The sequence below is a fragment of the Bacillus cereus group sp. MYBK195-1 genome (assembly GCF_051916605.1).
GTDB classification, from domain to species: Bacteria; Bacillota; Bacilli; order Bacillales; family Bacillaceae_G; genus Bacillus_A; species Bacillus_A cereus.
Genome location: NZ_JBQAGZ010000006.1, coordinates 161,618 through 185,462 on the forward strand (window position 1 = coordinate 161,618; position 23,845 = coordinate 185,462).

The window sequence follows — 23,845 nt, forward strand, 5'->3', positions numbered from 1 at the left end:
AGACAGTTGTATATGAATTTGTTGAAAAAAGAATACACATTGCTGAGGGGATTTGAAAAAAAGTAATGCTATACGCTTTGGCATGATACTTGCGTTGGAAATAGTATCAACGTATAGGGGAGAGATCGAAATGAAGGTTAGTAAAATATATACAACGATTGATGCACACGTAGCTGGGGAACCACTTCGAATTATTACGGGCGGAGTGCCAGAAATAAAAGGGGAAACGCAGCTGGAAAGACGCGCGTACTGCATGGAACATTTGGACCATCTTCGTGAGGTTCTTATGTATGAACCGAGGGGGCATCACGGAATGTACGGTTGTATCATTACACCGCCAGCAAGTGCTCACGCTGATTTTGGCGTATTATTTATGCACAATGAAGGTTGGAGTACGATGTGTGGACACGGTATTATCGCTGTTATTACAGTTGGAATTGAAACAGGCATGTTTGAAGTAAAGGGGGAAAAACAAAAGTTCATTATTGATAGCCCGGCTGGGGAAGTCATTGCGTATGCAAAATATAACGGGAGCGAAGTAGAGTCCGTATCATTTGAAAATGTTCCTTCCTTTGTATACAAAAAAGACGTTCCTATTAAAATAGATAACTATGAATTTCAAGTAGATATCGCGTTTGGCGGAGCTTTTTATGCGGTAGTAGACTGTAAAGAATTTGGCTTGAAAGTCGATTTCAAAGACTTATCTGCTATTCAAAAGTGGGGCGGTAAAATTAAGCACTACATTGAGAGCCAGATGGAAGTGAAGCATCCACTTGAAGAAGATTTAAAAGGAATATACGGCGTTATTTTCTCAGATGAACCGAAAGGGGAAGACGCAACTTTACGAAATGTAACAATCTTTGCTGATGGGCAAGTAGACCGTTCTCCTTGCGGTACAGGAACTTCTGCGAGAATCGCAACTCTTTTTGAAAAAGATGCTTTACAAAAGGGAGAAATTTTCGTCCATGAATGCATTACTGACGGGAAATTCGAGGGGGAAGTATTGTCGGTAACCGCAGTAGATACATATGAAGCTGTCGTTCCAAAAGTAACGGGGCATGCCTTTATTACAGGATTTCATCAGTTTGTTGTAGACCCGAGAGATGATTTGAACCGTGGATTTTTGTTAGGATAGAAGGAGGGGGTGGAAAGATATGCTAGTCATAAGTGCGAACGAACAAAGAAACTTAGTAAATATGAATGAAGTTATTGAATACGCGGCGCTTGCTTTAAAAGAATTTTCCGCAGAAAGAACAATCACGCCAATTCGAGGGTCATTACCATTTGCGAACGAGAAAAATACGGCATTAATTATGCCTTCAGTAGCTGAAGGGCTTGAGGCACTTGGCTTAAAAGTAGTAACAGTAGTCCCCGAGAACAAAAAGGTAGGAAAGAAAACGATAAACGGGATTGTGATGCTATCAGACTTTCAAACGGGAGAACCGCTCGCACTTTTAGAAGGATCCTACTTAACGATGATTCGAACAGGCGCCTTATCAGGAGTAGCGACAAAATATTTAGCTCGTCATAACGCAAAAACTTTATGCATTATCGGCACGGGTGAACAAGCGAAAGGAATTGCTGAAGCAATATTTGCGGTTAGAGATATCGAAAAAGTCATCTTATACAATCGCACAGAAGAAAAGGCGTATGCATTTGCGGAATATATACAAGAGAGATTCAACAAACCTGCATATGTTCACACAAATGCAAATGAAGCAATAAGCGAAGCAGACATCATCGTCACAACTACGAATGCATCCACACCAGTCTTCTCAGAAAAACTACAAAAAGGCGTCCACATAAACGCCGTCGGCTCATTCAAACCGAACATGCAAGAACTACCATCCCACGCCATCGCGGGAGCAAACAAAGTAGTAGTCGAATCAAAAGAAGCAGCACTAGACGAAACAGGAGATCTTCAAGTTCCAATAAAAGAAGGGCTATTCAAAGCAAACGCCATTCACGCTGAACTTGGTCAAATTATAAGCAAAGAAAAAGCTGGACGCGAAAATGATGAAGAGATTACTGTTTTTAAATCGGTTGGTTTGGCAGTAGTAGATATTATTGTTGCGAAGTATTTGTATGAGAGAGCGGTGGAGCAAGGAGTAGGGAATAAGATTGAGTTTTGAGGGACTGCCTTTTGGTGGTCTTTTTTGTCAGGATGGGTGTGCTAGTATTTATAATTAAATACTTTTAATATTATGTTTAAATATATGAATTCTGCGCGGACATCACATCATTCATTCAATTGGTGTATGAAAAAAGTTGCACCTCTAGCAATTAGAGGTGCAACTTTTTACCATTCTCGCCATTCTTCTGTTATGTCTTCTTCAGATTCTAGACCAGCTATTCGTGCTGCTGTATCGATAAATTCATAGAGATCTTCTCTTTCCATTGTTTCGATAAAATGGTCATGTTCGTCATTTAATTCATTTATGTTAATAACAACCTCTTTAACAACATGCATTATTTCAATTTCAGTTGGATTTTTTCCCAATTGCTCTAAATTATTTATGTAAGTATCAAGAACTTTATTTGTTGCACTTATATTTTCTTCAGTGAAAAATTCCCCATCTTCATCATTCTCAATCCATTGGGTTGTTGGTTTGTTTTTTTTCAGTTCATCAAATGTCATGATAACCTCCTAAATGTGTTTTTTGTCTTTAATCCCATTCTACATTTCCGAGTATATATAACAATCATTTTAGAGGGATTTTCTGTAAGTTGCTAGTTTTTTTACTCATTTTACGAGGTCTTTTTATTTTATCATCCTTATAAATATAGTTTATCGCAAGAATTCATTAATAGATTTCAAACTTTCTAGTTTTACAAAAAAGTTTGACTTTACATACAGGTAGTGGTAATTTAAAACTTATAAGAAAACTCGGGATTAATTCCGAGTTTTCTTATGGGTATAACTAGTTTGAGGGGGCCGAAAGATGAAACGGAAATTATTTGCATTACCATTTGTTCTAATACTACTTATTGCATTAGCGGCTTGTTCTGGGGAAAAAGATTCTTCGAAGCAAGCGGGTACTAGTAAATCAGGGACTCCGAAAGATGGAGGAACGTTAACGATTGGTGTTAGCGATAATCCAGATACGATGAATCCGCTTTATGCGAATGATCGTGTGTCATTAACTGTGCAGCAAGCTTTATATGCGCCGCTATATCATATGGAAGACGGTAAGAAAAAGTTTGTTCTTGCTGAGAGCTTTACGCCTTCAGAAGATCAATTAACGTGGACACTGAAGTTAAAAGATAATTTGAAATGGCATGATGGTAAGAAAATTACATCCGACGATATAGCATTTACATTCCAATCTATTTTGGATGAGAAGCAAAATAGCTCAAGTCGTGAAAACTTTATTTTTAAAGGAAAGCCGCTTGAGGTGAAAAAGGTAGATGAGTTAACAACTCAATTCGTTTTACCGCAAGTAAGCGCATCTTTCGAAGGTGTGATGAATGATTTCTTCCCAATTCCGAAACATGTATTTGAAGGGGAAGCAGATTTAGCGAAGAGTAAGAAAAACTTACAGCCTGTAGGGTCAGGTCCGTTTAAGTTTAAAGAATATAAATCAGATGAGTACGTTGCATTAGATCGATTCGATGATTATGTCGGCGGTAAAGCGAAATTAGACTCTATCGTATACCGTGTTGTAAAAGACCGTAATACAGCCAATGTTTCACTGCAAAATGGTCAAATCAACATGAAGATGATTGAGCCACAAGATTTTAAGAAATTAGATAGTACTGGGAACTTCTCAATGGTGACATTCCCTGAAGGTAGATTATTCTACTTATCTTATAACATGAATACAGATTTGATGAAGAAAAAAGAAGTGCGCCAAGCAATTGCGCATGCGTTAGATAAGAAAGAAATGATTAACTCAGCATTCGTTTCAGGTGAATTTGCAGAACCAGCAAATTCAATCTTAACGCCAGACGCTATGTATTATGCGAAAGATATTAAAGACTATAAGTATGATAAAAAAGAAGCGAAAGATTTATTAGCAAAAGCTGGCGTGAAAGATAAAGAAAAAGTACGTGTGATGTATGTAACGAATAATAAAATCATGGAAAGCTTAGCGCTTTATACACAACAAAAATTAAAAGAAGTTGGCTTAGAAGTTGAACTAAATGCATTAGATGCTAGTGCGGCAAGTGAAAAAGGCTTAGATAAAGAGAATAAAGAATATGACATTACATTTGGTGGTTACATAATGGGACCTGAGCCAGATTCATATAAGAGCTTATTCTTAAGCAATGCTGAATACAACTATGCACGTTATAAAAACGCTGATTTCGATAAGTTATGGGAAGAAGCTGCAGTTGAAACAGATAAAACAAAACGTGCAGAGCTATACCATAAAATTCAAGAAACAGCTAGAGAAGATGTACCTTATCTACCAATTGCGTATCCGAAAGCAGTTATTGCAGTAGATAAAAAGTTTGATGGATTGAAAGAAGCAAAAGCAATTCCTGTCACAATGTTTGAAGATCTATCTAAGATTTATGAAGTGAAATAAGAAACAATAAAGAAGCTGGTGGAAATCAGCTTCTTTAGCTTGAGGGGGGAAGTTTGTGTATAAAGTAATTGCGAAGAGGCTTTTAAATGCAATTCCGCTTTTATTTGTTATTTCTATTATTTCTTTTCTATTAATAAAGCTAGCGCCGGGGGATCCTGTTCGAAACTTTGTAACGCCAAATATGAGTCCAATTGATGTGGAGCGTATTCGCAAAAGTTTAGGACTAGATCAACCAATTTACGTGCAGTATTTTTTATGGTTAAAAAACATTTTAACAGGGAACTTTGGTTACTCACTTCAAAATCATCGTCCTGTTTTAGATCTTATCGCAGAAAGATTACCCGCAACAATTGGGTTAATGGGATCATCTTTACTCGTCTCATTCGTAATCGCAATACCACTTGGACTATTTACAGGTGTGAAAAAGAATTCATTCTTTGACCGCATTGTAAACTTTATTTCATACGTTGGTATTTCTATGCCGGTTTTCTGGTTTGCACTACTATTAGTCTACTTATTCTCTTTAAAATTGGACCTACTTCCGAGTATGGGTATGCGCACCGTAGGTAAAGATTCTGTTTGGGATATTGTGCAACACGGCATTTTACCTTGCATGGTGCTAGCGTTCCAAAACGTATCTGTTTATATGAGATATATTCGTTCAAGTACGATTCAGCAATTAGAAGAAGAATATGTACAAATTCAATATGCGTACGGCGCTTCAAAGAAAACGGTGTTATTTAATCACGTACTTCGAAATGTATTAATACCGATCATTACAATTTTCGGATTATCGATTCCAAGTTTAGTAGGCGGAGCATTTATTACGGAAACAGTATTTTCATGGCCGGGTCTTGGTTCACTTGGGGTAAATGCTATTTTTAGATTTGATTATCCGATTATCATGGCAATTACATTATTATCATCGTTCATGTTAATTCTCGGTAATTTAATTGCTGATATTTTATATGGCGTAGTAGATCCGCGCATTCGAATGAGGGGGTGATTTGGAATGAATAATAGGAGATTTCAAACGTTAAAAAGTAGTTTTACGAAAAATAAGTTTGTACTAATAGGAGTTATTATACTTGCGGTTTTAACAATTGCATCGATATTTGCATTCGTATCACCGTACGATCCTAGTAAAATGTCGATTCCAGATCGTTTACAAGAACCGAGTATGAGTCATCCTTTCGGCACGGATGATTACGGAAGGGATTACTTAACGAGGGCATTATATGGCGGAAGAGTTTCACTTGCGGTCGGTTTCCTTGCGATGGTTGTTTCTATTACAATCGGAACCGCAGTCGGAACAATTAGCGGATATTTTGGCGGAAAGTTAGACAACTTCTTAATGCGAATTGTGGAAGTACTTATGTCAATCCCATCATTCTTCTTAATGCTGTTATTAAATGCTTATTTAAAACCAGGGATTACGACGTTAGTTCTTATTATTGGATTACTAACATGGATGGACACCGCTCGTATTGTAAGGGCAGAAACGCTATCTGTAAAAGAGCGTGAGTACGTTTTATACGCAAAAGTATCAGGACAGAAATCACTCACAATTATTGTAAGACATATCATTCCTAACATTTTATCAACCATTATTATCGCTGCGACATTAACAATTGCGACATCGATTTTAATGGAATCATCACTTAGCTTTTTAGGTTTAGGTATTAGAGAGCCAGATTCTTCTTGGGGTAGCATGCTAAACAATGCGCAAGGATATATTGGCGAAGCTTGGTATTTAACACTCTTCCCAGGATTCCTTATCCTTTTAACGGTACTTAGTTTTAACGTAATTGGTGAAGCATTGAAGAAAGCTTTCGCGCCAAAAGGAGCTGGAAATGAAAACTAAAGTGTTACGTGAAAGGAGTGAGAAGCGTGTCTGAAAAACTATTAGAAGTGAAAAATTTAAAGACTTCTTTTTTCATAGAAAGTGGCGAAGTTGAAGCAGTTCGCGGCGTTACATTTCGTTTAAATAAAGGAGAAGTAGTTGGTATCGTTGGGGAGTCTGGAAGCGGAAAGAGTGTGATGGTGAAGTCTGTTATGTCTCTCGTTACGTCACCAGGGAAAGTGAAAGAAGGGGAAATTCTTTTTCATAATGAAAATATCCTTTCTAAATCTGAGAAAGAATTACGTTCTATTAGAGGAAATCAAATTTCACTTATCTCTCAAGACCCAATGTCAGCGCTAAATCCGGTCGTGAAAATTGGGAAACAAATGATGGAAGTAATTATACGTCATCAAAAAGTGAAAAAGAAAGAAGCAGAGCAAATCGCGGTCAACTTGTTAAAACAAGTCGGTCTTTCTTCACCAGAAGAAAGGGTGAAACAATATCCGCATGAACTAAGCGGAGGTATGAAGCAGCGAGTTATGATCGCAATGGCGATGTCTTGTAACCCTGACCTTCTCATTGCGGACGAACCGACGACAGCACTTGATGTAACGATACAAGCACAAATACTAGATTTAATGAAAAACTTAAAAAACGAAACGAACATGGCGTTACTTCTTATTACGCACGACTTAGGAATTGTCGCGCAAAACTGTACGCGTGTCATCGTTATGTATGGCGGACTTATTATGGAAGAAGGACCTGTACTTGATATTTTCCAATCGCCGAATCATCCATATACGAAAGGGTTATTAAACTCTCTGCCAAAAATCGCAAACGGCGTAAAAGAAAGACTTGCTCCCATTCAAGGTGTAACGCCAAACTTATTAAACCCGCCACAAGGTTGCCCGTTCGCAGAGCGTTGCCCGCATGCGATGGACATTTGTGAAAAAGAACGTCCACCATATTTTGAAATCGGAAACGAAAGACGTTCCATGTGCTGGCTAAACGATAGGGCGGTAGGTGATTTTCATGCATGAAGAAAACTTAATTGAAGTTCGGAACTTAAAAAAGTATTTTCCTATTAAAAAAGGACTATTCGGCAGAAAAACAGAGCAATTAAAAGCAGTCGACGACCTAAGCTTCACCATTAAAAAGGGTGAAACATTCGGATTAGTAGGAGAATCGGGCTGCGGAAAATCAACGACAGGAAGAAGTATCATTCGCTTACACGATGTCACTTCAGGTAACGTTTTATTCGACGGAAAAGACATCGCAAGTTTAAAGGAAAGTGAACTAAAAGAATATCGAAAACGAATGCAAATCATTTTCCAAGATCCATACGCATCATTAAACCCGGCAATGAATGTATTCCAAATTATTAGCGAGCCAATGAACATTCACGGCTCTTACGAAAAAGAAGAACAAAAAGAAATCATATTAGACCTGCTAAAAAAGGTAGGTTTAAAAGAAGAACACTTATATCGCTACCCGCACGAATTTAGCGGGGGCCAGCGCCAGCGCATTAGCATCGCGCGTGCATTATCTGTAAAACCAGATTTTATCTTATGTGACGAACCAATCTCAGCACTAGATGTTTCCGTCCAAGCACAAGTCGTAAACATGCTGCAAGACATCCAAGAAGAAACAGGCGTCACATACTTATTCATCGCACATGACCTATCCATGGTAAGACACATATCAGATCGAATCGGAGTCATGTACTTAGGAAACATAGTTGAAATTGCCGACAGCGAAGACCTATACACAAAACCGGCACATCCATACACACAAGCACTACTCTCATCCATGCCAGAACCAGATCCAACAAACATAGGCAAAGAACGGATCATTTTGCAAGGAGAAGTACCAAGCCCACTCAACTCACCATCCGGCTGCAAATTCAGAACGCGCTGCAAATTCGCCACTGAAAAATGCGCACAGGAAGTACCGAAGATGGTGGAGATTGCGAAGGGGCATCATGTGGCTTGTCATTTGTTTTAGAGTGGGGGAAGCATCGGGGGGACCTGGTGCTTTTTTTCTTTGTAGGTGGACGTGGTGTGGGATTGGTTGTTGGTTTAGGGGATAGCGCACTCGAAATTTGTCGGTAAATCGATATGTTGTGTCGAAACGTTGATATCTTCGGAGTTACGATCGATATAATTGAATAATCGTTGATATATTTTTGTAAAGAGTGGGATTGGTTGTAGATTAATGTAGAAATTTAATGTTTTCAAAAAAAAGAATTGACTTCTATATTGGTTGTAACTAAAATGGTTACATAAAGATGTAATTAATTTAGTTACAACTAATATCTGCTAAAAATATGATTTATATATTTAATTAAGGATGGTGGTCCATACGTTGCCACCCGGTGTAGAAAGTTACTAACACATTCATATCAATGCATATTCTAAGCTATAGTATTTTCTGTTACGGGGCAATAAGGTGCAACGTTATCTTTTGTTAAAAACCTTGGTGGATCTTTCTTTGGAAATATTAGTTTTGGGGAAATATAGTAAGGTATCTAAAAAAGAATAAGGTATAAAAAGATGTACTTATATAAACCAAAAATTTAGTTGAGCTGGATAATAAAAAAAAGGTAGGAGATTTAAATGGAGACGAAACAAGATAACCTTATTTACGTATGGGATGCATATTGTGGATGGTGCTATGGTTTTTCAGAAAGTATTAAAGGATTTTACAAAAACCACACTGAAGTGCCATTAACGGTTTTATGTGGAGGGTTATTTTTGGATAATTTACCAATGAAACACTTCTCATATATAGAAGAAGGAAATAAAAGAATTAATCAACTTACAGGTGCTGAATTTGGTCCTTCCTATCAAAAATTGGTGGAGGAAGGGACTTTTAAAATGAATTCGAAAGATGCTGCAATTGGTTTTTCAGCTTTACGCTCATTAGCGCCAGACCGTTTATTAGAATTCACTTCGGCTATGCAAAAAGCGTTTTATTATGAGGGCCAAAGTCTGAGTGATCCTGAAACATATCGCAAGATTGCAATCGAGCATGGTTTGGACCCTGAACAAGTATTAGAACGTTTAAACGCTCAAGAAACAATAATAGATGTCCAAAATGATTTCAATAAAGTTCGACAGCTTGATGTTAATAGCTATCCTTCATTACTTTTACAAAAGGATAATCAAATTATTCCTATTGGTGGTGGCGTAATGACACCGGATAAAATTGAAGCGCGTTTTAAAAATTTATATTAAGAAAATTTAGGATATAGTAGCAAACATGTTATCTTAGACCACCTGACGTTGATCTCCGGAATATTCGCCAGTACTATTACACTTTCAGATAAATGGGAGTGGGAGATTTTATCCCGCTTTAACGGGCAGTAAGACCCCCACCTCAAAATTCAGTGGAAGCAAAGAAGTTAGGTGGGGGATCAACTGTCCGTAAAAGTCCGATTGGTTCAACTAATAATCAGTGGGGGATGAACAAAACCCCCACTGATTAAAGTTTCACTTTATCGGAACAAGATAAAAATATGATAATTAGTTAATAACTTTAACAAAAGGAGAATAACATACTATGTTTAAAACAATCGATACAAATCAAAAAGATGTGAAATTAACGGTGTTTAGTTCGGACGAAAAAAGCTTTATGGTCACAGCAACATTAGTTGAGAAAGCAGGACATGCATTTTTAATAAACTCAAAATTTACGCAATCTGATTCGAAAGAAATTGTTGAGTATCTGAAAAAAAACAACTTATCTCTAGATAAAATCTTTATTATTCATGGGGATCCAGACTACTACTTTGGATTAGAGAGCATTAAAGCCGTTTACCCAGAAGCTATAGCGTATGCAACAGAGTCTACTGTTGAACATATCGTTCATTCTGTCTTAGGGAAATTAAAAGTTTGGAAAGACGCCCTTGGAGAAAATGCACCAAGTAACGTGGTATTACCTCAAGTGTTTAAAGAAAAAGCGATTGATTTTCAGGGGTTAACATTTGAACTAGTAGGCTTAGATCATTACAGAACTAGCCTATTTAATAAAGAACTAAAAGTATTAATTGGTGGTATTGATGTATTTAACGAAATACATGTATTCTTAGCGGATACTAACTCAAAAGCGGCTATGGAGGCATGGATTGAGAACTTGAAAGTATTACAAGCATTACATGCTGACATAATTGTGCCTAGCCATGGATCAATCGAAAAATCCCTAAATAATCAAGCACTTACTGCGACAATGGATTATCTAAGAACGGCGGTTCAAGCTTCTGAGGAAAGTGGAACTTCAAAAGATTTTGTGGCAAAACTTGAAGCAGCATATCCAGGCTATGCAAATAAAGGTGTATTAGAATTAAGTGCAAAAGTTGTAACAAAAGAAATGCCTTGGGGTTAATGATATGAATAAATATCAAAAACTATTACATGAAACGTATGTGTTAACTGGCGAAGGGAAATTGGATGCGTTCAAAACGTATTTAAGTGAAAATGTATCTTGGACAGAAGCTGCTGGGTTTCCATATGCAGGTACTTATATAGGTCCAGATGAAGTAGTGAAAAACGTACATGAACGTCTTGGCACAGAATGGGATGACTATAGCGCTAAAGATGAAATTTATGCTTTTAATAACAATACTGTTATCGTTTATGGAAAATATAGTGGAACATATAAAGCTACAGGGAAGTCATTTGTAGCAGATTTTTGTCACCTTTATAAGTTTGATGAGAACGATAAGGTTAAGAAGTTTATTCAAATTGTGGACAGTGCAACTGTTAATGAGGTATTAAGTTAGAATTAATCGTTTCTAATATGCCTTGTATAGGGGGAGGTTAGGATAAATGAAATTCCTAACATTACCCCTGACATTACATTTTGGGGAAGGTTTCTCCTTCTTCAAGCTTTTTATTATAGAAGAAAACTTATTTAAGTAGAAGAGGTAGGTATATATGAAATTAGAGAAAAGTTTAATCATAACAATTATTTCTGTATTTATTTTAGGAGTAGTTTCGACTTTGGTATATCAAGCTTCCAACGGTAATAACAAAGGGAACTCAATAAAGAGTGAAAATGTCGCTTCTGTATCAAAAGAAGTAAAAGAAAATGAAAAGAATAAAAAGATGGTAGTTGATTTCTATAATGAAGTTTTTAACAAACATAATATCGATATTATCCCTAAATATGTTAGCGAAGATTATAAGCAACATAATCCTTTTGTTGCTGATGGACGAAAAGCCTTCATGGATTTCTTTAAGGAGGATTTTGTTAAAAATCCTAATTCCTCTGCAGAGATTAAACGTGTAGTAGCTGAAGGGGATACAGTTGCTCTTCATGTACACTCTCGTACTAATTCTCAAGATAAGGGAGTTGCTATAGTGGATATATTTCGTATCAAGGATGGAAAGATTGTCGAACACTGGGATGTAATTCAAGAGATTCCAAGTGAAGCAGCTAATGATAATACGATGTTTTAGAGAGAAGATATATTTAATAATTGTTTAATTGATAGTGCTTTGTAGAATTTAGAAATTTAGATAATTAGTCATCAAATTTGGAAATTATTTAAAAATAGCATATTAAATGATGGCACAAATTAATACGAAATAGCTCTTTAATAAAAAATCCTACTCATTAAAAAATGAGTAGGATTTTTTATTAAAGAATAGTGCTAATTTTGTGGTTCGGCACCATCTAAATTTGGAAACCATGAAAGTATAGGTACTCTATATCCACGTAAAGTAAAATCGTAATTTTTTCCTTCTTTTATGTTTGCTTGCAGATTCACTGAATGAAACTTCATCATAAGAAGGCCATCCTCATTAGAAATAACTTTTTCGGTTCCATTTTTTTGCTCAACCTAGTACAATCTTACCAATTTAAAAAAGACCACCATTACTGGCAGTCCTTTTTTGGTAGTTTTAGAAATTAAATTATAACATATTAATATACAAATTATAAATATGCTTTTATAAAAGATACTATAAGTTTTTTATAATTCTTGATTTCTCAATTTTCATTGCATAATGAATTTTTCTATGAGTATTAACAACTAACATTAAAATTATCAATTCACTAGATTTTTAGAAAAAACTGGTTATCTATATAATTATTTGGTAAAATATAGATATAATTTAAGGAGTAAAGTTAATATAGATCAACTAAGTAATGCTAAGAAAATGTTTTATTGCATAAAAAAAAGGCTCCATTGCTGGAGCACTCAAAATAAACAAACGAATTAAAACAAGAAACAGACAATTTAACTATATAGATAAAACATAAATAAATCTATATATATGTAAAAATGCATATAAAAACTCTATTTATTGATGCTATAATAGGTTTACTCGATGATTGTTATATTTTTTTATGGTTTTTAAGCAATAAATACCTTCTTAACACCAAGTGTACAAGAAAAGAAGACATCTTAAGCGATGTCTTCTTTTCTTATATAATAACAACACAATAAAATTAAGATGGTTCAAGTGGGAGGAAGGCACCTTTAGGTGTCTTTTCTTTGTCGAATTTGCCTAATAGGGCAGCACCACATTGCTATCAAGTTAAAAATTTTTTCACCCAAAACAAAAAAACGAGCTGAATTCACATAAATAACTATGGAAGAAAACAAAAACTTGGGATTAAAGAACTTGTGATGTATGACTATATTGGCTGTTTTTATCCAGAAGGATATATTGATCCTGATTATACATTTCTATTTAATCATGATGCTATTGAAGAAATTGTATTTGAAGGTTTTATAGATGAGGAAAAAGAGGCATTTGTAGGATTGCTTAATTGAATAGGATCTAGAAACAGGTAACCTTCAAATTTTGATAAAACTAGCAATCTCCACGCCGAAATTGGTTAAATTATAAGGGGAAAAGCTGGACGCGAAAATGATGAAGAGATTATTATTTTCAAATCAGTTGGTTTGGCTGTAGTAGATATTATCGTTGCGAAGTATTTGTATGGGAATGCGGTGGAGTGCGGGATTAGGAATAGGGTTGAATTTTGAGAGACTGCCTTTTGGTGGTCTTTTTTTCATGAAATCTTGTAAAGCAAGAAAAAGTAGGATATTTAATGATTAGAATTGAATATTCATATTCTAATATTCAGTAGAAAGATAAAACGTTCAAAAGTTCAGAATAATAGATTATAATATGTTTAGTAAAATTAACCAATATATATTTTGCTCATTATGTATTAAAGGGGAAATGAAAATGGCTGGACAAATTCGTATGTCACCAGAGGAGCTTAAATCGAAAGCGGCTCGATATGGACAAGGTGCAAATCAAATTGAGGACATTTTAAGTCAACTACAAAACTTACAAAATGAATTAAGAGGAGAATGGGAAGGTCGTGCTTTCGAAGGTTTTGATCAACAGTTCAATCAATTAAAGCCAAAAGTACAAAACTTTGCACAGCTATTACAAGAAATTAATATGCAGCTTAATAAAACTGCAGAAGCTGTTGCTTCTCATGATGAAGAATTATCACGTAATTTCGGTTTGAATTAAAAACGCTTTATTCTATATAACAAGCATTTCAAATGAGCCATACAGCTTATATTGTATGGCTCATTTGATTGCATGCCTAGCGAGCGATTGATAGGGATATATATTTAATGAGATTTCTTTGATGCGTTTGGAAAACTTATAGAAAGGGTTTGAAAGAATGGGACAATTTCAAAGTAATTTACAAACAGCAACGCAAATTGCTACGAAAATGGGATCAGCCTCTGATAGGATTCAAAGTGCAACAAGTCGTTCCATAACAAAAGCGACGCGTACAACATTATCTGTTAACTTCAAAGCACAAGAAGCGAATCAGCAAGTTTTAGACTTGACGAAACAATTTTCCGCTGCCTTTCAACAAGCGGTTGATAATATTCATTCGGTATCTAATGAATTTGAGAGAATGGATAATGAACTTCACAACACTTTTCGCTAATGTGACAACCTACGTAAAGTAAAATAGTAGGAGGAAAAAGATGAGTCAACATATTGAAAAACAAATTAATCAAGTAAATCAAAAGTTACGAAGTGTATTTGAAGAACAAGACCGAAATCAATCTGCGATTCAAAAACAGGAAAAAGTAGAGGAAGATTTTCATGTATGGAAGAATCAAAACCATCGTTTGTTTGATCGTATTTTAGGAACTTGGCATAAAGATAGAGAAATGTCATTGTTTTTTATGGATATTCGTCAAGAAGCACAATACATCGAACGAAAACTTACATTTGAATTGGAAAGCCAAAAAGAAACATTGTTTAAAGAGAAACGAGATCTTAGTGATTTAGAAAATGATCTTTCATATCAGCAACAACAATTAGTAAAGGAGGCTAATTCATGAGTTTAAATATGTATTTGGGAGAAGTACAAAACCAAACTCAAAGTATGAATGCTGTATGTACGGCCACCATTCAAGGTATGGAACAAGCAATTCAGTCGATTGATGCTTTTGCAACTGATACTGTGTTACAGGGGCAAACATATAGCAGTGCAAAAGCATTTTTTGTACAAACTTTTCGACCTTTGGCACAAGGAATCATTTATTTGTGTGAAGAATTAATCCGTCAGAATGGTGCTTTTCCAAGTCAATTTCAATCACAAGTCGCTTCCACAGATGTAATTGAACAAGAGATATTAGAACAAATTCGGGAAATTGACCGAATGAAAACAAGTATGGAAGCTGTCAATCAAGCTATGCCAATGCCGGGTATGGATGCCATGGTAAATCTTTTTATTGTTATGAGGCAAAAACTGCAAGAAAAGCTGGATCATTTGTATCAATTCAATCAGACCTCTAGTAATAACTATAGTACAGCACTTCAATTAGCAACTAGTATTGCTGCAGGTCTTGCGGAAGTTCAGAGTGGGAAAGGGTTTAGTGTTGTCAGCGGTACATTTAGTACACAAGGATTGAATATGGATTGGACGGGGCCTATTCAAACAATTACAGAAGATAAAGCTCGTGAAGTTGAAAGGTTAAATAAGGATTCTGAATCTGGTGAAGTAGACAAAAAAGAGTCATTTTTAGGTATGACTGGATTCAATTGGAATGCACCATTGGATGGAGCGGGGAATACATTTGGAACACTTACAGGTGCAGTTGTAGTAGGGAATACAGCTCATAAAGTAATTAATGGTTATAAGGTAACATACGATTTGGACAGAAGAGCACAACGCGTCCTTGTAAGAGAATATTCCGGTTTTAAGGGCAATAAAAAAATTAATGGAAAGTATAGGGATTATAAGATTTATTATGTAGATGATGTCGCGGCAAAAATGAAAAATGGAACTGCTAGCAAGACGATAAAAGAAATAGATGCTCTTATAAAAAATGGAAGTGCGCTAAGTGCGTCTAAAATGGCTTTAAAGGATAAACTTGGATGGTTTAGTGTGGCTATAGACTCATATACGGATACAAGTGAGAATATCAAAAATAATGAATCAAATGATAAAATCGCCGGGGATATTATTGGTAATGTTGTTGTAGGAGGAGCAGTAACCGTAGGGGCAACGGCTCTTACAGTTGCTGCCCTCCCAGCAGCACCAGTTCTGGCGGTTGCGGCAGCTGGATTTGTTGTTTCAGTAGGACTAACATATTTTACAGAAGGTGTGAAATGGGATATTGATTTAGATGGTGATGGTGAAGATGATAGTATTAAAGATATGGTGAAAACGGGTGCGAAAAAAACTTGGTCAACAGTAGCGGGGTGGTTTAATTAATATGAAAAAAATTATAGATTTTAATAAGAAAGCTTTTGCACATTATATGGCTCTTTATCCTGTAAATGAAATAAGATTCCAAATAATTGCCCTTGTTCTTGTGGGAGCGGACATATTTATTCTGTTGCCCGCTTTTGCGAATCCTTTTCGATTACTCTATGTATATATAGTAACTCCTCCAGTTGTTTTTTTAAATTTGTGGGCGATATGGATTGCTATCAATCCTCGGAAACGACAGTTACAATACACTCTATTTCGAGGAGTATATGGCGCCATATGTTCAGTCGGATTATTGGTTATAACTCAAAAATATGCTTATGAAGTGTTACAATTACAAACTCCCATCTATTTTATTCTTTCATTTGGTTTGTATGGTTTTGCTTTGTATTATTTTTATAAAAATCATATTGAAAAACTTCAGGAACCAAGAAAAAAATCAAAATCACCGAAAGGAACTGGTGGTGTAAAAGTAGCAGCTATTGCAGCGGGATCGGGGCAGTTAATTGCTAATATAATTCTTAGCACTGCAACACAACAGATGGGGGCAATTGTATTTATGTCTGCATGCACAGTGTTTTCGTTTGTTTTGTTTTATATGATTATAGAACTCCATAAGTATTATTATTTACGTAAGCATATAGAAGATGGAGGGAAAATACGTATAGGCTTTTAAAGAGGATTTGTTGCATTTCAAGTATATAATCGCATTCTTCTTCTAGTTGGTTAAAGGATAGAAAAAATAGGAGGGAGAGTTAATCTCATGAATGTGGAATTATATTTAGATAGCAGAGATATCTTTTTTCTATTTTGGGTGATAGGGATAAATAATACTTAATCGAAAACGACAGGATGGTGCAAGTGAGATTCTGCGCTATTTAAATAATCTTTGAAAAATATATCAGCCGTATAAGAAAGGGCGGAGAATTATGCAATTTTCTAAAGAAAAGCTGTTACCAAATGGCTCTATTGTTCTGTTAAAAGGAGGGACAAAAAAGGTTGTAATTTACGGGAGAAAACAACTACTTATGGTTGAAGAACCGGTTATGTATGACTACATAGGCTGTTTTTATCCAGAAGGATATATTGATCCTGATTATACATTTGTATTTAATCATGATGCTATTGAAGAAATTATATTTGTAGGTTTTATAGATGAGGAAGAAGAGGCATTTGTAGGATTGCTTAATTGAATGTGATTTAGAAACAGGTGACCTTCAAATTCTGATAAAACTAGCAATCTCCATACCGAACTTGGGCAAATTATAAGCAGGGAAAAAGCTGGACGCGAAAATGATGAAGAGATTACTATTTTCAAATCAGTTGGTTTGGCAGTAGTAGATATTATCGCTGCGAAGTATTTGTATGAGAAAGCGGTGGAGTGCGGAACGGGGAATAGGATTGAGTTTTGAGACTGCCTTTTGGTGGTCTTTTTTGCATAAAATCTTGTAAAGCAAGTAAAAGTAGAATATTCAATAGAAAGATAAAGTGTTTAAAAGTTCGGAATAATATATTACAATGCGTTTGGTGAAATTAACCAATATATATTTTGCTCATTAGAAGTTATAGCAGGTATTGACGATTACTCCTTAAAGGCAGCATCGGAAGCTTCTACACTTAAGTATGAAGTAGAAGTAAGTATGCTACATTTTCTAGATTTGTTACCAATTATTGGAGATTCAGACCTGAAAATTAAAGGTGATTTGTGATTGGGTGCAATAGGTGTGAAAGGTAGCGTTAGAAAAGAAACTGGTATAACAGTTCCTGTTTTAGAGGGGTTTACTATGGGAAGTAGTTTTAAATTTGAAAAACCTGAGGAGAAAAAATGATATGAAAACTCCATCGTATAAACCATTATATATTTTAGTTTATGTCGTAATATCTGTATCTATTATAGGATTAATGATTACTCCATCCAACAATTGGTGGGAAAAATTGTTAGGAACTATCGTTCTCATTCTTTTGGGAGCAGGTTTAATATGTTTTTTAAAATTTGGACGGTGGGCGCAAGAGAAATTTTATGATAAATTTACAAAAAAACGGGATTAATATAAGACTGGAGTAATTAAGATATGCGTACAATAAATAGAATTCTGACTTTTACTGTATGTATTATGTTGTTAATTGGGGCTTCTTCTACTATACGGTTAGAAGATAAAATTTTACTTATAGGTTTGCTGCTAATTTGCAATGTTATTGCATACTTTACAGTAGAGTATATCTATAAACGTATAGACAATAAGAAAAAGAATTGGATTTATAATTCGCAAAATTCATTTAATATTTAGAAGGCAAAAGTATCAATGAAACTATTACCAAATGGTTGGTTTTACAGTAGCCCAGGCCGGAATAGAACTAGAGAATATTAAAGGATTTGGGATAGGAGCTGAAGCTACTCTAGTAAAATATGAGAGTGCTATAAAAATTCCTATTCCATGCACCATTTGGTCCTGATGTAGGTTTATGGGGATTTGGTTTAGAAGTTAATGTTAAGGAATAAAGGAGATAAGTAGCATGAATAAAAAAGTGAAACAATTTAAATATTTTATGATTATATTAGCTTGTATTGCAATTTTTGGTACAATTTTACCTAATGCATTGGATCCAAATGAAACATTAGCAGGTAACATTTCGGTTGCAGTTTTTGGTACAATTGGTACTTGTTTGTTGTTTTCTATCACTTATTTCCTTATAAAAAAGGCTATTTTAAGAAGGGGAAACTAAGATGGTACAAAATTTAGAGTTAGAACTACTTCCAATAGGTTCGGTTGTGAAATTTAAAACATGGGAGCAACCTTTGATGATATATGGTAGAAAACAGGAAGATTCAAAAACTAAGGAAACTTGGGATTATGTGGCTTGTTATTATCCTATTGGAAATGTTTCAACTGAATATAATATGTTTTTTAACCATGAATATATATCAGAAGTTATTTTTACTGGTTACATAAATGAGGATGAAATTAAGTTGCGTGAAGATTTGAAATAATAATTTGAAATTTATAACTATAATAAAACATATATATCTTAATGGATATAATTTTTTATTATAGTTATTTTTATAAGTTTAATGGTGAAAATTTTATTGGGAATAGAAGGGGTAATGATAGTGGGGATTTTTAAAAATACAATTTTATTTGTTTTGTGTTTAGTAATTCTTAGTGGTTGTTTTACAAGAGAGGGAACTATTGTTGGTGGTAAAGTTCATGGTTCTTCAGATGGTGTATCAGGTAGTATCTCTGGAGATTATAGAAAATTTACTGGATCTGCAACTCAAGATAGGAAAGTTAAAAAAGGTGAGAATTGGATTTTTTCTTTTGATGATAAAACTAAACAAGGAACTATAATTGCTTATGTTGTGGATTCAAATGATAATACAATACTAGAGTTTAATAGTGGCGAAGGCGAAAAAAATATTAAAGTGCCTAAGGATGATACATATAAGGTTAAAATTAAAACGGAAGAACATGGTGGGGAATTTCGAATATCATGGAAAAAAGAAAAATAGTTTTTGGATTGAAAAAAGCATCTAAAGATAGAAGCTTTTTTTAGTCTTTAATTAAATAGTTTTGAATCTGTATTCTGGTGAAATATATAGTAGTCATGTTTTTTAAGTAGAGAATCAGCTCCAATTTAATTCAAAGAATTATTAAGTAATGTTTTTAAATCTGATTGTATATCAAATTTTTCTTTATGTTGATCATATATGATTAGATATACAAATTATCTAGTATATTATCTTTTTCTTCCTTATTGATGCCAATATATTTTAGTGTAATTTATGAGGTGCTATGATTGAGTATTTCTTACAATATAGCGAAATCTTTTGTTTATTTATAGAACCAATAGCCGAAGGTTTTGCACATGGTGCGAGTCCCAATAGATTCGATACCAGAAAACTCTCCGGCTTTTTGAAATTTTTGATAAGCCTAGATTTTATTAATGGGTTGATCTTCTTTTCGAGAAGGGAATAATATTCCACAGAAGGTGTAAAATGGGATGTTGATTTAGATGGTGATGGTGAAGATAATAGTATTAAGGATAGGGTGAAAACGGGTTCGAAAAAAGCTTGGTCAACAGTAGCGGGGTGGTTTAATTAACATGAAAAAAAAATACGGATTTTAATAAAAAAGCTTTTGAATATTATATGGCTCTTTATGCTGTAAATGATATAAGATCGACTATAATTACTCTTGTGATTGGGATAGCAGATATATTTGTGCTTTTGCCTGCTTTTGCGAATCCTGTTCAACCGATATATATGTACATAATAGTTCCACCAGTTGCTTTTTTAAATGTATGGGCAATATGGATTGTTATAAATCCTAGGAAGCGGCAATTACAATACACTCTATTTCGTGGGGTATTTGGCATCGTATGTTCAGTAGGATTATTAGTTATAACCCAAAAGTTTGCATATGGAATGTTAGGATTACAAACTCCTATCTATTTTATTTTTTCGGTTGGTTTGTATATTTTTGCTTTGTATTATTATTATAAAAATCATATTAAAAAACTTCAGGAATCAATCAAAAAATCAAAATCATTGAAAAAAAACTCTGGTTTTGGAGTAGTGGCTTTTGTAGGATTGGGTCAACTCATTGCTAATATCAGTCTTGGTTTTGCAACACAAAAGATGGTAGCAATTGTATTAATGTGTGTATACTCCATGCTTTCGTTTATGTTGTTTCATTTCATTATGGAACTCCATAGGTACTATTATTTAAGGAAGCATATAGAAGATGGGGGTAGAACACATGAAACCTTTTAAAGAGGTTTATTGAATTTTAAGTATTGTGATTTATGGAAGGAAACAAAAACTTATGGTTAAAGAACCTGTGATGTATGACTATATTGGCTGTTTTTATCCAGAAGGAGGAAAGCTGATATGCAAGCATTTAAAGTTGGGAAATTAGTCACATTCGTTGCAATTATAATACTTCTTGTAGTTGCTATTTTATCTCCTTACAACTTATTTAAAAAGATTTATTTTATTATTGGTGTTCTTATTATTGGCGCAATTTCACTTGGTACAAATAAATTCTTTGAACTGATACACAGTAAATTTAATAAGAAATGATATTACTTATGTGATAAAGAAATTCCCCTCTAAATCCTTAACGATTTAGAGGGGAATTTCTACAATATGATTTTACTGGATTACGTGGAACTAAATTAGTCCATCACCATATTGGTGGTGGTCAAGCTGTTGGTGTTCCGCTGCCACTACATCCTGGTTTTGGAGGGATTCATAACGCAGAAAAATCGATTGGAGCATGGGGGAAAAGATGCAGGATATGTAGAAATGCTTCAGAAATTTATTGAACATCATACATTAGGCGGTAAATAAAAAAATGAAAAATGAAATGAAAAATTGTTTTGATAAAATAATTAGAGAGTGGCAAGATTGTAATAATTCATTGCCAAAATCTTTATGGATAGAAGAAGCAGAGGCTTTTATCTATGAAGGAGAACCAGATATAGAGGGATACGTATTCTGGAAACCGTTAGAAAAAAATATAATTCATGATTTTTCTAATATAGAAAAAGATTTGGGGATACAATTATATAATTCAATTAAAGAATATTATAATTCTTATTGGTTTTTAGACTTAGGAGGTAATTATTTAGGTTATGATTTTGAATTAAATTCTGTTATACCAGGAATTGAACTGCATGATTTTTATGTATCTTTACAAGGGTACCAAGGCGCACATGATAATCAACTGAATAATATTCCTATTGGTATGGAATTCAATGGTCTCTTGGTAGTTGTAGATAATGAAAATGGACAAGTAAAATTAGAAGCTTATGAAAGCGGAAGCTTCGAAGTAATCTGTGATAGTTTAGCAGAATTAATTTTAAATCTTTCATAATCAGGAACCTGGTCGAATACAACTTGTAGATTATCAGATACATCACGATACTGGTCATACAGGTGGATATAAAATTTGAGGAAAAGATAGGGCGGTTTATAATTATGAACAACATTACATGGATTAATGTAAGTGAGAAAAAAGTTACAGATGAACAAATTGAACAATTAGAAGAGTACTTTGGTATTAAATTTCCTAATGATTTTATTGAGTGTGTAAAGAAATATGATGGTGGCTATCCTACTCCAGATACATTCAATATTCCTAATCAGGATGAAGATTCACTTAATAACCTTTTAACCTTAGACTCTGAGAGAAAAATTTCTATGCTGCAAACATATAATAGTATAAAAGATAGATTGGTAGATAAAGTATATCCTTTTGCTAGAGACCCGTTTGGTAACCTTCTATGCTTTGATTACCGAAATAATCCTCAGTCACCAACAGTCGTATTTTGGGACCATGAGGAAGAAGAAATGGAAGAATCCATCTATCCTGTTTGTTCATCTTTTGCAGAATTACTTGATAGCTTATATGAGTTTGAAGACGAGGACGAATAATTAATTATGAGTAACAAAAGTAAGACTTATGTGAATTACGCATAAGTCTTTTTAATATTATCTCAAAGTTAAGAAGATTGAGGGGGAAAATTCTCATGAATCTAGGGGAGCTAGTTTAAAAGAAATTAAAAGACAATTAAATATACCTAGATTTCAACACCCGATTAGTCAAAAAATGGTACCATTAACAGATAGTAATGGTAAAAGGATATTAAATGATAATAAACAGCCTATTATAACTCGAGAATTTACATATGAAGTAAAAGGTCAATCAAGATCATTCAGAGGGTCATAAGTTTGGAGAAGGTGGAATTGGAGATCAGTCACCGCATCATAATGTAAGACCTGAATACAATACACGAACAGGACAGATAGATCGTATGGAGGATCATTATTATTTTGAGAAGAGAAATAAAAAATAGGAAGTATAAAAATGATTGATCAATTTAAATTTTTAAATCCACAAGCGTTAATTAGTATTTTTGGGAAAATACCAAAGTTTGAAGAATCAGAGTTATTAGATGTGCGTCTTAAAAGAGATGGTCCTACTTTAGTTATTCAATTGATGACAAAGGAAAATGTTGAAAACAAGCCAAAAAGATGGGATAAGTGGGATGTAATTTATGTAGAGATATCTTTCTTTACTATTCATAATTTAACAATAAAAGGTTTAGGGACAGAAAATATAATTGATTATTTTGAAATAAATACGATAGAAGAAGGTTTATTAAGAATTAAGTGTAAGAATCAAATGTTAGTTGAGTGCTCGTTTGAATGGGCGAAGGTAGAAGGAGTAATCCCAGGCTTAATAGGATTACCGTAATTTTGATGGGAAGTAGATAGTTAATTTTTATAATATTCATATTTTAATGTTTTGGGGTTAAATAAGGAATGTATAAAGGACATTTGAAACGTTGATAGTGTTGCAAACATATGAAGCGGAAATTACTAAAATTAAGATACCTAATTATATACCTGTATTAGGTGATTATGATATAAGTTCCAAAGGTGAGATTGTAATAGGTGGGTATGGTTATAGATTCCGCAGGAGTTTCATTTAAGTTTGAGAAGGAAGCGAGATAATAGAATGCGAAAATTTTCAAAAATAGTTATATGTGTTGGTGCGTTAATAATGATTATACTAGGCATGATTGTACATGATACATGGAAGGATAGGATTTATTTTTCTTTAGCTGTACTTTTTGTTACCGTACTTTCTTTACTATGGAATATAGTTGCTCATAATATTATGGATAAATTTAGGGGGAGAGAATGAATAGTTATGAAACTTTTACTGATTGGAACAGTAGCGGGGTGGTTTAA

General features: G+C 34.2%; 29 protein-coding genes and 7 pseudogenes. 33 read left to right on the plus strand and 3 right to left on the minus strand.

The window, feature by feature from the left end:
- The first annotated feature begins 82 nt into the window (after positions 1 to 82).
- Both ACTFRY_RS22420 and ACTFRY_RS22425 read left to right on the plus strand, forming a co-directional pair.
- Positions 83 to 1,135 (plus strand): proline racemase family protein, encoded by a 1,053-nt coding sequence (locus ACTFRY_RS22420; protein ID WP_136986201.1) that lies wholly within the window; start codon positions 83 to 85, stop codon positions 1,133 to 1,135.
- 19 nt (positions 1,136 to 1,154) lie between these two features.
- Positions 1,155 to 2,132 carry an ornithine cyclodeaminase family protein gene (locus ACTFRY_RS22425; protein WP_098616947.1) on the plus strand — a complete coding sequence of 326 codons (978 nt, stop codon included), beginning with the start codon at positions 1,155 to 1,157 and terminating at the stop codon, positions 2,130 to 2,132.
- 167 nt (positions 2,133 to 2,299) lie between these two features.
- On the opposite strand, the gene ACTFRY_RS22430 is transcribed toward ACTFRY_RS22425, so the two are convergent.
- Positions 2,300 to 2,638, minus strand: a complete 339-nt coding sequence (locus tag ACTFRY_RS22430; RefSeq protein WP_086411019.1) for a hypothetical protein — start codon at positions 2,636 to 2,638, stop codon at positions 2,300 to 2,302.
- 304 nt (positions 2,639 to 2,942) lie between these two features.
- Between ACTFRY_RS22430 and ACTFRY_RS22435 the strand changes: the two genes are divergently transcribed.
- From ACTFRY_RS22435 to ACTFRY_RS22475, 9 genes are all read left to right on the plus strand, one after another.
- Entirely contained in the window at positions 2,943 to 4,532 is a 1,590-nt protein-coding gene (locus ACTFRY_RS22435) for an ABC transporter substrate-binding protein (RefSeq protein WP_000823579.1), read from the plus strand.
- Between the two features lie 55 nt (positions 4,533 to 4,587).
- Positions 4,588 to 5,538 (plus strand): ABC transporter permease, encoded by a 951-nt coding sequence (locus ACTFRY_RS22440; protein ID WP_000278770.1) that lies wholly within the window; start codon positions 4,588 to 4,590, stop codon positions 5,536 to 5,538.
- Between the two features lie 6 nt (positions 5,539 to 5,544).
- Positions 5,545 to 6,396, plus strand: a complete 852-nt coding sequence (locus ACTFRY_RS22445; RefSeq protein WP_001065317.1) for an ABC transporter permease — start codon at positions 5,545 to 5,547, stop codon at positions 6,394 to 6,396.
- A gap of 26 nt (positions 6,397 to 6,422) precedes the next feature.
- Positions 6,423 to 7,415, plus strand: coding sequence for an ABC transporter ATP-binding protein (locus ACTFRY_RS22450; protein WP_098616946.1), 993 nt, complete (start codon positions 6,423 to 6,425; stop codon positions 7,413 to 7,415).
- Positions 7,408 to 8,379, plus strand: a complete 972-nt coding sequence (locus ACTFRY_RS22455; protein WP_136986199.1) for an ABC transporter ATP-binding protein — start codon at positions 7,408 to 7,410, stop codon at positions 8,377 to 8,379. Before ACTFRY_RS22450 ends, ACTFRY_RS22455 begins: the two co-directional genes overlap by 8 nt.
- A gap of 611 nt (positions 8,380 to 8,990) precedes the next feature.
- Positions 8,991 to 9,611 carry a DsbA family protein gene (locus tag ACTFRY_RS22460; RefSeq protein ID WP_098616944.1) on the plus strand — a complete coding sequence of 207 codons (621 nt, stop codon included), beginning with the start codon at positions 8,991 to 8,993 and terminating at the stop codon, positions 9,609 to 9,611.
- A 325-nt stretch (positions 9,612 to 9,936) separates the two neighbouring features.
- Positions 9,937 to 10,758, plus strand: coding sequence for a hypothetical protein (locus ACTFRY_RS22465; RefSeq protein WP_000477271.1), 822 nt, complete (start codon positions 9,937 to 9,939; stop codon positions 10,756 to 10,758).
- Positions 10,759 to 10,762: 4 nt separating this feature from the next.
- Positions 10,763 to 11,155, plus strand: a complete 393-nt coding sequence (locus tag ACTFRY_RS22470) for a nuclear transport factor 2 family protein (RefSeq protein ID WP_001046361.1) — start codon at positions 10,763 to 10,765, stop codon at positions 11,153 to 11,155.
- A gap of 154 nt (positions 11,156 to 11,309) precedes the next feature.
- Positions 11,310 to 11,834 carry a nuclear transport factor 2 family protein gene (locus tag ACTFRY_RS22475; protein WP_000764207.1) on the plus strand — a complete coding sequence of 175 codons (525 nt, stop codon included), beginning with the start codon at positions 11,310 to 11,312 and terminating at the stop codon, positions 11,832 to 11,834.
- A 194-nt stretch (positions 11,835 to 12,028) separates the two neighbouring features.
- On the opposite strand, the gene ACTFRY_RS22480 is transcribed toward ACTFRY_RS22475, so the two are convergent.
- Entirely contained in the window at positions 12,029 to 12,163 is a 135-nt protein-coding gene (locus ACTFRY_RS22480) for a hypothetical protein (RefSeq protein ID WP_000975275.1), read from the minus strand.
- An 807-nt stretch (positions 12,164 to 12,970) separates the two neighbouring features.
- Here ACTFRY_RS22480 and ACTFRY_RS22485 point away from each other — a divergent pair.
- The 13 genes and pseudogenes from ACTFRY_RS22485 to ACTFRY_RS22545 all read left to right on the plus strand — a co-directional run.
- Positions 12,971 to 13,156, plus strand: a pseudogene (locus tag ACTFRY_RS22485) (DUF4176 domain-containing protein); the annotation flags it as partial.
- Between the two features lie 36 nt (positions 13,157 to 13,192).
- A pseudogene (locus ACTFRY_RS22490) lies at positions 13,193 to 13,372 on the plus strand (ornithine cyclodeaminase family protein); the annotation flags it as partial.
- Between the two features lie 205 nt (positions 13,373 to 13,577).
- Positions 13,578 to 13,874, plus strand: coding sequence for a WXG100 family type VII secretion target (locus tag ACTFRY_RS22495; protein ID WP_000918592.1), 297 nt, complete (start codon positions 13,578 to 13,580; stop codon positions 13,872 to 13,874).
- A gap of 157 nt (positions 13,875 to 14,031) precedes the next feature.
- Positions 14,032 to 14,307, plus strand: coding sequence for a TIGR04197 family type VII secretion effector (locus tag ACTFRY_RS22500; RefSeq protein WP_000529667.1), 276 nt, complete (start codon positions 14,032 to 14,034; stop codon positions 14,305 to 14,307).
- A gap of 40 nt (positions 14,308 to 14,347) precedes the next feature.
- Positions 14,348 to 14,710, plus strand: a complete 363-nt coding sequence (locus tag ACTFRY_RS22505; protein WP_000077666.1) for a DUF3958 family protein — start codon at positions 14,348 to 14,350, stop codon at positions 14,708 to 14,710.
- The gene (locus ACTFRY_RS22510) at positions 14,707 to 16,089 is read left to right on the plus strand and encodes a T7SS effector LXG polymorphic toxin (protein WP_000056073.1); all 1,383 of its coding nucleotides are present in this window, start codon (positions 14,707 to 14,709) and stop codon (positions 16,087 to 16,089) included. The genes ACTFRY_RS22505 and ACTFRY_RS22510 overlap by 4 nt, the downstream gene beginning before the upstream one ends.
- A gap of 1 nt (position 16,090) precedes the next feature.
- Positions 16,091 to 16,762: a hypothetical protein gene (locus ACTFRY_RS22515; protein ID WP_097856240.1), complete on the plus strand. Its 672-nt coding sequence runs from the start codon at positions 16,091 to 16,093 to the stop codon at positions 16,760 to 16,762.
- A 253-nt stretch (positions 16,763 to 17,015) separates the two neighbouring features.
- Positions 17,016 to 17,279 carry a DUF4176 domain-containing protein gene (locus tag ACTFRY_RS22520; RefSeq protein WP_001160636.1) on the plus strand — a complete coding sequence of 88 codons (264 nt, stop codon included), beginning with the start codon at positions 17,016 to 17,018 and terminating at the stop codon, positions 17,277 to 17,279.
- A gap of 48 nt (positions 17,280 to 17,327) precedes the next feature.
- A pseudogene (locus ACTFRY_RS22525) lies at positions 17,328 to 17,498 on the plus strand (ornithine cyclodeaminase family protein); the annotation flags it as partial.
- Between the two features lie 418 nt (positions 17,499 to 17,916).
- The gene (locus ACTFRY_RS22530; protein WP_000856866.1) at positions 17,917 to 18,135 is read left to right on the plus strand and encodes a hypothetical protein; all 219 of its coding nucleotides are present in this window, start codon (positions 17,917 to 17,919) and stop codon (positions 18,133 to 18,135) included.
- A 465-nt stretch (positions 18,136 to 18,600) separates the two neighbouring features.
- A complete protein-coding gene (locus ACTFRY_RS22535; RefSeq protein WP_001036924.1) occupies positions 18,601 to 18,810 on the plus strand; it encodes a hypothetical protein in 210 nt (69 codons plus the stop codon).
- Position 18,811: 1 nt separating this feature from the next.
- Positions 18,812 to 19,075: a DUF4176 domain-containing protein gene (locus ACTFRY_RS22540; RefSeq protein WP_000250495.1), complete on the plus strand. Its 264-nt coding sequence runs from the start codon at positions 18,812 to 18,814 to the stop codon at positions 19,073 to 19,075.
- Positions 19,076 to 19,156: 81 nt separating this feature from the next.
- The gene (locus ACTFRY_RS22545) at positions 19,157 to 19,594 is read left to right on the plus strand and encodes a hypothetical protein (protein WP_170964340.1); all 438 of its coding nucleotides are present in this window, start codon (positions 19,157 to 19,159) and stop codon (positions 19,592 to 19,594) included.
- Positions 19,595 to 19,796: 202 nt separating this feature from the next.
- Here ACTFRY_RS22545 and ACTFRY_RS22550 read toward each other — a convergent pair.
- A pseudogene (locus tag ACTFRY_RS22550) lies at positions 19,797 to 20,060 on the minus strand (tyrosine-type recombinase/integrase); the annotation flags it as partial.
- Between the two features lie 173 nt (positions 20,061 to 20,233).
- On the opposite strand from ACTFRY_RS22550, the gene ACTFRY_RS22555 reads away from it, so the two are divergent.
- From ACTFRY_RS22555 to ACTFRY_RS22595, 9 genes and pseudogenes are all read left to right on the plus strand, one after another.
- Positions 20,234 to 20,857 (plus strand): hypothetical protein, encoded by a 624-nt coding sequence (locus tag ACTFRY_RS22555; RefSeq protein WP_141541491.1) that lies wholly within the window; start codon positions 20,234 to 20,236, stop codon positions 20,855 to 20,857.
- 13 nt (positions 20,858 to 20,870) lie between these two features.
- Positions 20,871 to 20,963 (plus strand): annotated as a pseudogene (locus ACTFRY_RS22560) (DUF4176 domain-containing protein); the annotation flags it as partial.
- 11 nt (positions 20,964 to 20,974) lie between these two features.
- Entirely contained in the window at positions 20,975 to 21,166 is a 192-nt protein-coding gene (locus ACTFRY_RS22565; protein ID WP_001147554.1) for a hypothetical protein, read from the plus strand.
- A gap of 104 nt (positions 21,167 to 21,270) precedes the next feature.
- A pseudogene (locus ACTFRY_RS22570) lies at positions 21,271 to 21,411 on the plus strand (hypothetical protein); the annotation flags it as partial.
- A gap of 29 nt (positions 21,412 to 21,440) precedes the next feature.
- Positions 21,441 to 21,962 carry a SecY-interacting protein Syd gene (locus ACTFRY_RS22575; RefSeq protein ID WP_000787238.1) on the plus strand — a complete coding sequence of 174 codons (522 nt, stop codon included), beginning with the start codon at positions 21,441 to 21,443 and terminating at the stop codon, positions 21,960 to 21,962.
- Positions 21,958 to 22,041, plus strand: a pseudogene (locus tag ACTFRY_RS22580) (HNH endonuclease); the annotation flags it as partial. The gene ACTFRY_RS22575 and the pseudogene ACTFRY_RS22580, both read left to right, overlap by 5 nt.
- 25 nt (positions 22,042 to 22,066) lie before the next feature.
- Positions 22,067 to 22,522: an SMI1/KNR4 family protein gene (locus ACTFRY_RS22585; protein WP_001060032.1), complete on the plus strand. Its 456-nt coding sequence runs from the start codon at positions 22,067 to 22,069 to the stop codon at positions 22,520 to 22,522.
- A 311-nt stretch (positions 22,523 to 22,833) separates the two neighbouring features.
- Complete coding sequence (locus tag ACTFRY_RS22590; protein ID WP_227593432.1) at positions 22,834 to 22,944, plus strand: HNH/endonuclease VII fold putative polymorphic toxin; 111 nt, start codon at positions 22,834 to 22,836, stop codon at positions 22,942 to 22,944.
- 11 nt (positions 22,945 to 22,955) lie between these two features.
- Positions 22,956 to 23,345 (plus strand): immunity 50 family protein, encoded by a 390-nt coding sequence (locus tag ACTFRY_RS22595; protein WP_016078029.1) that lies wholly within the window; start codon positions 22,956 to 22,958, stop codon positions 23,343 to 23,345.
- The last annotated feature ends 500 nt before the right edge of the window (positions 23,346 to 23,845 follow it).

What these genes read in the sequence shown, in the direction of transcription:
- ACTFRY_RS22420 (WP_136986201.1), top strand. Translation starts at nt 83, where the DNA reads ATGATACTTGCGTTGGAAATAGTATCAACGTATAGGGGAGAGATCGAA.
- ACTFRY_RS22425 (WP_098616947.1), top strand. Translation starts at nt 1,155, where the DNA reads ATGCTAGTCATAAGTGCGAACGAACAAAGAAACTTAGTAAATATGAAT.
- ACTFRY_RS22430 (WP_086411019.1), bottom strand. Translation starts at nt 2,638, where the DNA reads ATGACATTTGATGAACTGAAAAAAAACAAACCAACAACCCAATGGATT.
- ACTFRY_RS22435 (WP_000823579.1), top strand. Translation starts at nt 2,943, where the DNA reads ATGAAACGGAAATTATTTGCATTACCATTTGTTCTAATACTACTTATT.
- ACTFRY_RS22445 (WP_001065317.1), top strand. Translation starts at nt 5,545, where the DNA reads ATGAATAATAGGAGATTTCAAACGTTAAAAAGTAGTTTTACGAAAAAT.
- ACTFRY_RS22455 (WP_136986199.1), top strand. Translation starts at nt 7,408, where the DNA reads ATGCATGAAGAAAACTTAATTGAAGTTCGGAACTTAAAAAAGTATTTT.
- ACTFRY_RS22460 (WP_098616944.1), top strand. Translation starts at nt 8,991, where the DNA reads ATGGAGACGAAACAAGATAACCTTATTTACGTATGGGATGCATATTGT.
- ACTFRY_RS22465 (WP_000477271.1), top strand. Translation starts at nt 9,937, where the DNA reads ATGTTTAAAACAATCGATACAAATCAAAAAGATGTGAAATTAACGGTG.
- ACTFRY_RS22470 (WP_001046361.1), top strand. Translation starts at nt 10,763, where the DNA reads ATGAATAAATATCAAAAACTATTACATGAAACGTATGTGTTAACTGGC.
- ACTFRY_RS22475 (WP_000764207.1), top strand. Translation starts at nt 11,310, where the DNA reads ATGAAATTAGAGAAAAGTTTAATCATAACAATTATTTCTGTATTTATT.
- ACTFRY_RS22480 (WP_000975275.1), bottom strand. Translation starts at nt 12,163, where the DNA reads ATGATGAAGTTTCATTCAGTGAATCTGCAAGCAAACATAAAAGAAGGA.
- ACTFRY_RS22495 (WP_000918592.1), top strand. Translation starts at nt 13,578, where the DNA reads ATGGCTGGACAAATTCGTATGTCACCAGAGGAGCTTAAATCGAAAGCG.
- ACTFRY_RS22500 (WP_000529667.1), top strand. Translation starts at nt 14,032, where the DNA reads ATGGGACAATTTCAAAGTAATTTACAAACAGCAACGCAAATTGCTACG.
- ACTFRY_RS22505 (WP_000077666.1), top strand. Translation starts at nt 14,348, where the DNA reads ATGAGTCAACATATTGAAAAACAAATTAATCAAGTAAATCAAAAGTTA.
- ACTFRY_RS22510 (WP_000056073.1), top strand. Translation starts at nt 14,707, where the DNA reads ATGAGTTTAAATATGTATTTGGGAGAAGTACAAAACCAAACTCAAAGT.
- ACTFRY_RS22515 (WP_097856240.1), top strand. Translation starts at nt 16,091, where the DNA reads ATGAAAAAAATTATAGATTTTAATAAGAAAGCTTTTGCACATTATATG.
- ACTFRY_RS22520 (WP_001160636.1), top strand. Translation starts at nt 17,016, where the DNA reads ATGCAATTTTCTAAAGAAAAGCTGTTACCAAATGGCTCTATTGTTCTG.
- ACTFRY_RS22530 (WP_000856866.1), top strand. Translation starts at nt 17,917, where the DNA reads ATGAAAACTCCATCGTATAAACCATTATATATTTTAGTTTATGTCGTA.
- ACTFRY_RS22535 (WP_001036924.1), top strand. Translation starts at nt 18,601, where the DNA reads ATGAATAAAAAAGTGAAACAATTTAAATATTTTATGATTATATTAGCT.
- ACTFRY_RS22540 (WP_000250495.1), top strand. Translation starts at nt 18,812, where the DNA reads ATGGTACAAAATTTAGAGTTAGAACTACTTCCAATAGGTTCGGTTGTG.
- ACTFRY_RS22545 (WP_170964340.1), top strand. Translation starts at nt 19,157, where the DNA reads ATGGTGAAAATTTTATTGGGAATAGAAGGGGTAATGATAGTGGGGATT.
- ACTFRY_RS22555 (WP_141541491.1), top strand. Translation starts at nt 20,234, where the DNA reads ATGGCTCTTTATGCTGTAAATGATATAAGATCGACTATAATTACTCTT.
- ACTFRY_RS22565 (WP_001147554.1), top strand. Translation starts at nt 20,975, where the DNA reads ATGCAAGCATTTAAAGTTGGGAAATTAGTCACATTCGTTGCAATTATA.
- ACTFRY_RS22575 (WP_000787238.1), top strand. Translation starts at nt 21,441, where the DNA reads ATGAAAAATGAAATGAAAAATTGTTTTGATAAAATAATTAGAGAGTGG.
- ACTFRY_RS22585 (WP_001060032.1), top strand. Translation starts at nt 22,067, where the DNA reads ATGAACAACATTACATGGATTAATGTAAGTGAGAAAAAAGTTACAGAT.
- ACTFRY_RS22595 (WP_016078029.1), top strand. Translation starts at nt 22,956, where the DNA reads ATGATTGATCAATTTAAATTTTTAAATCCACAAGCGTTAATTAGTATT.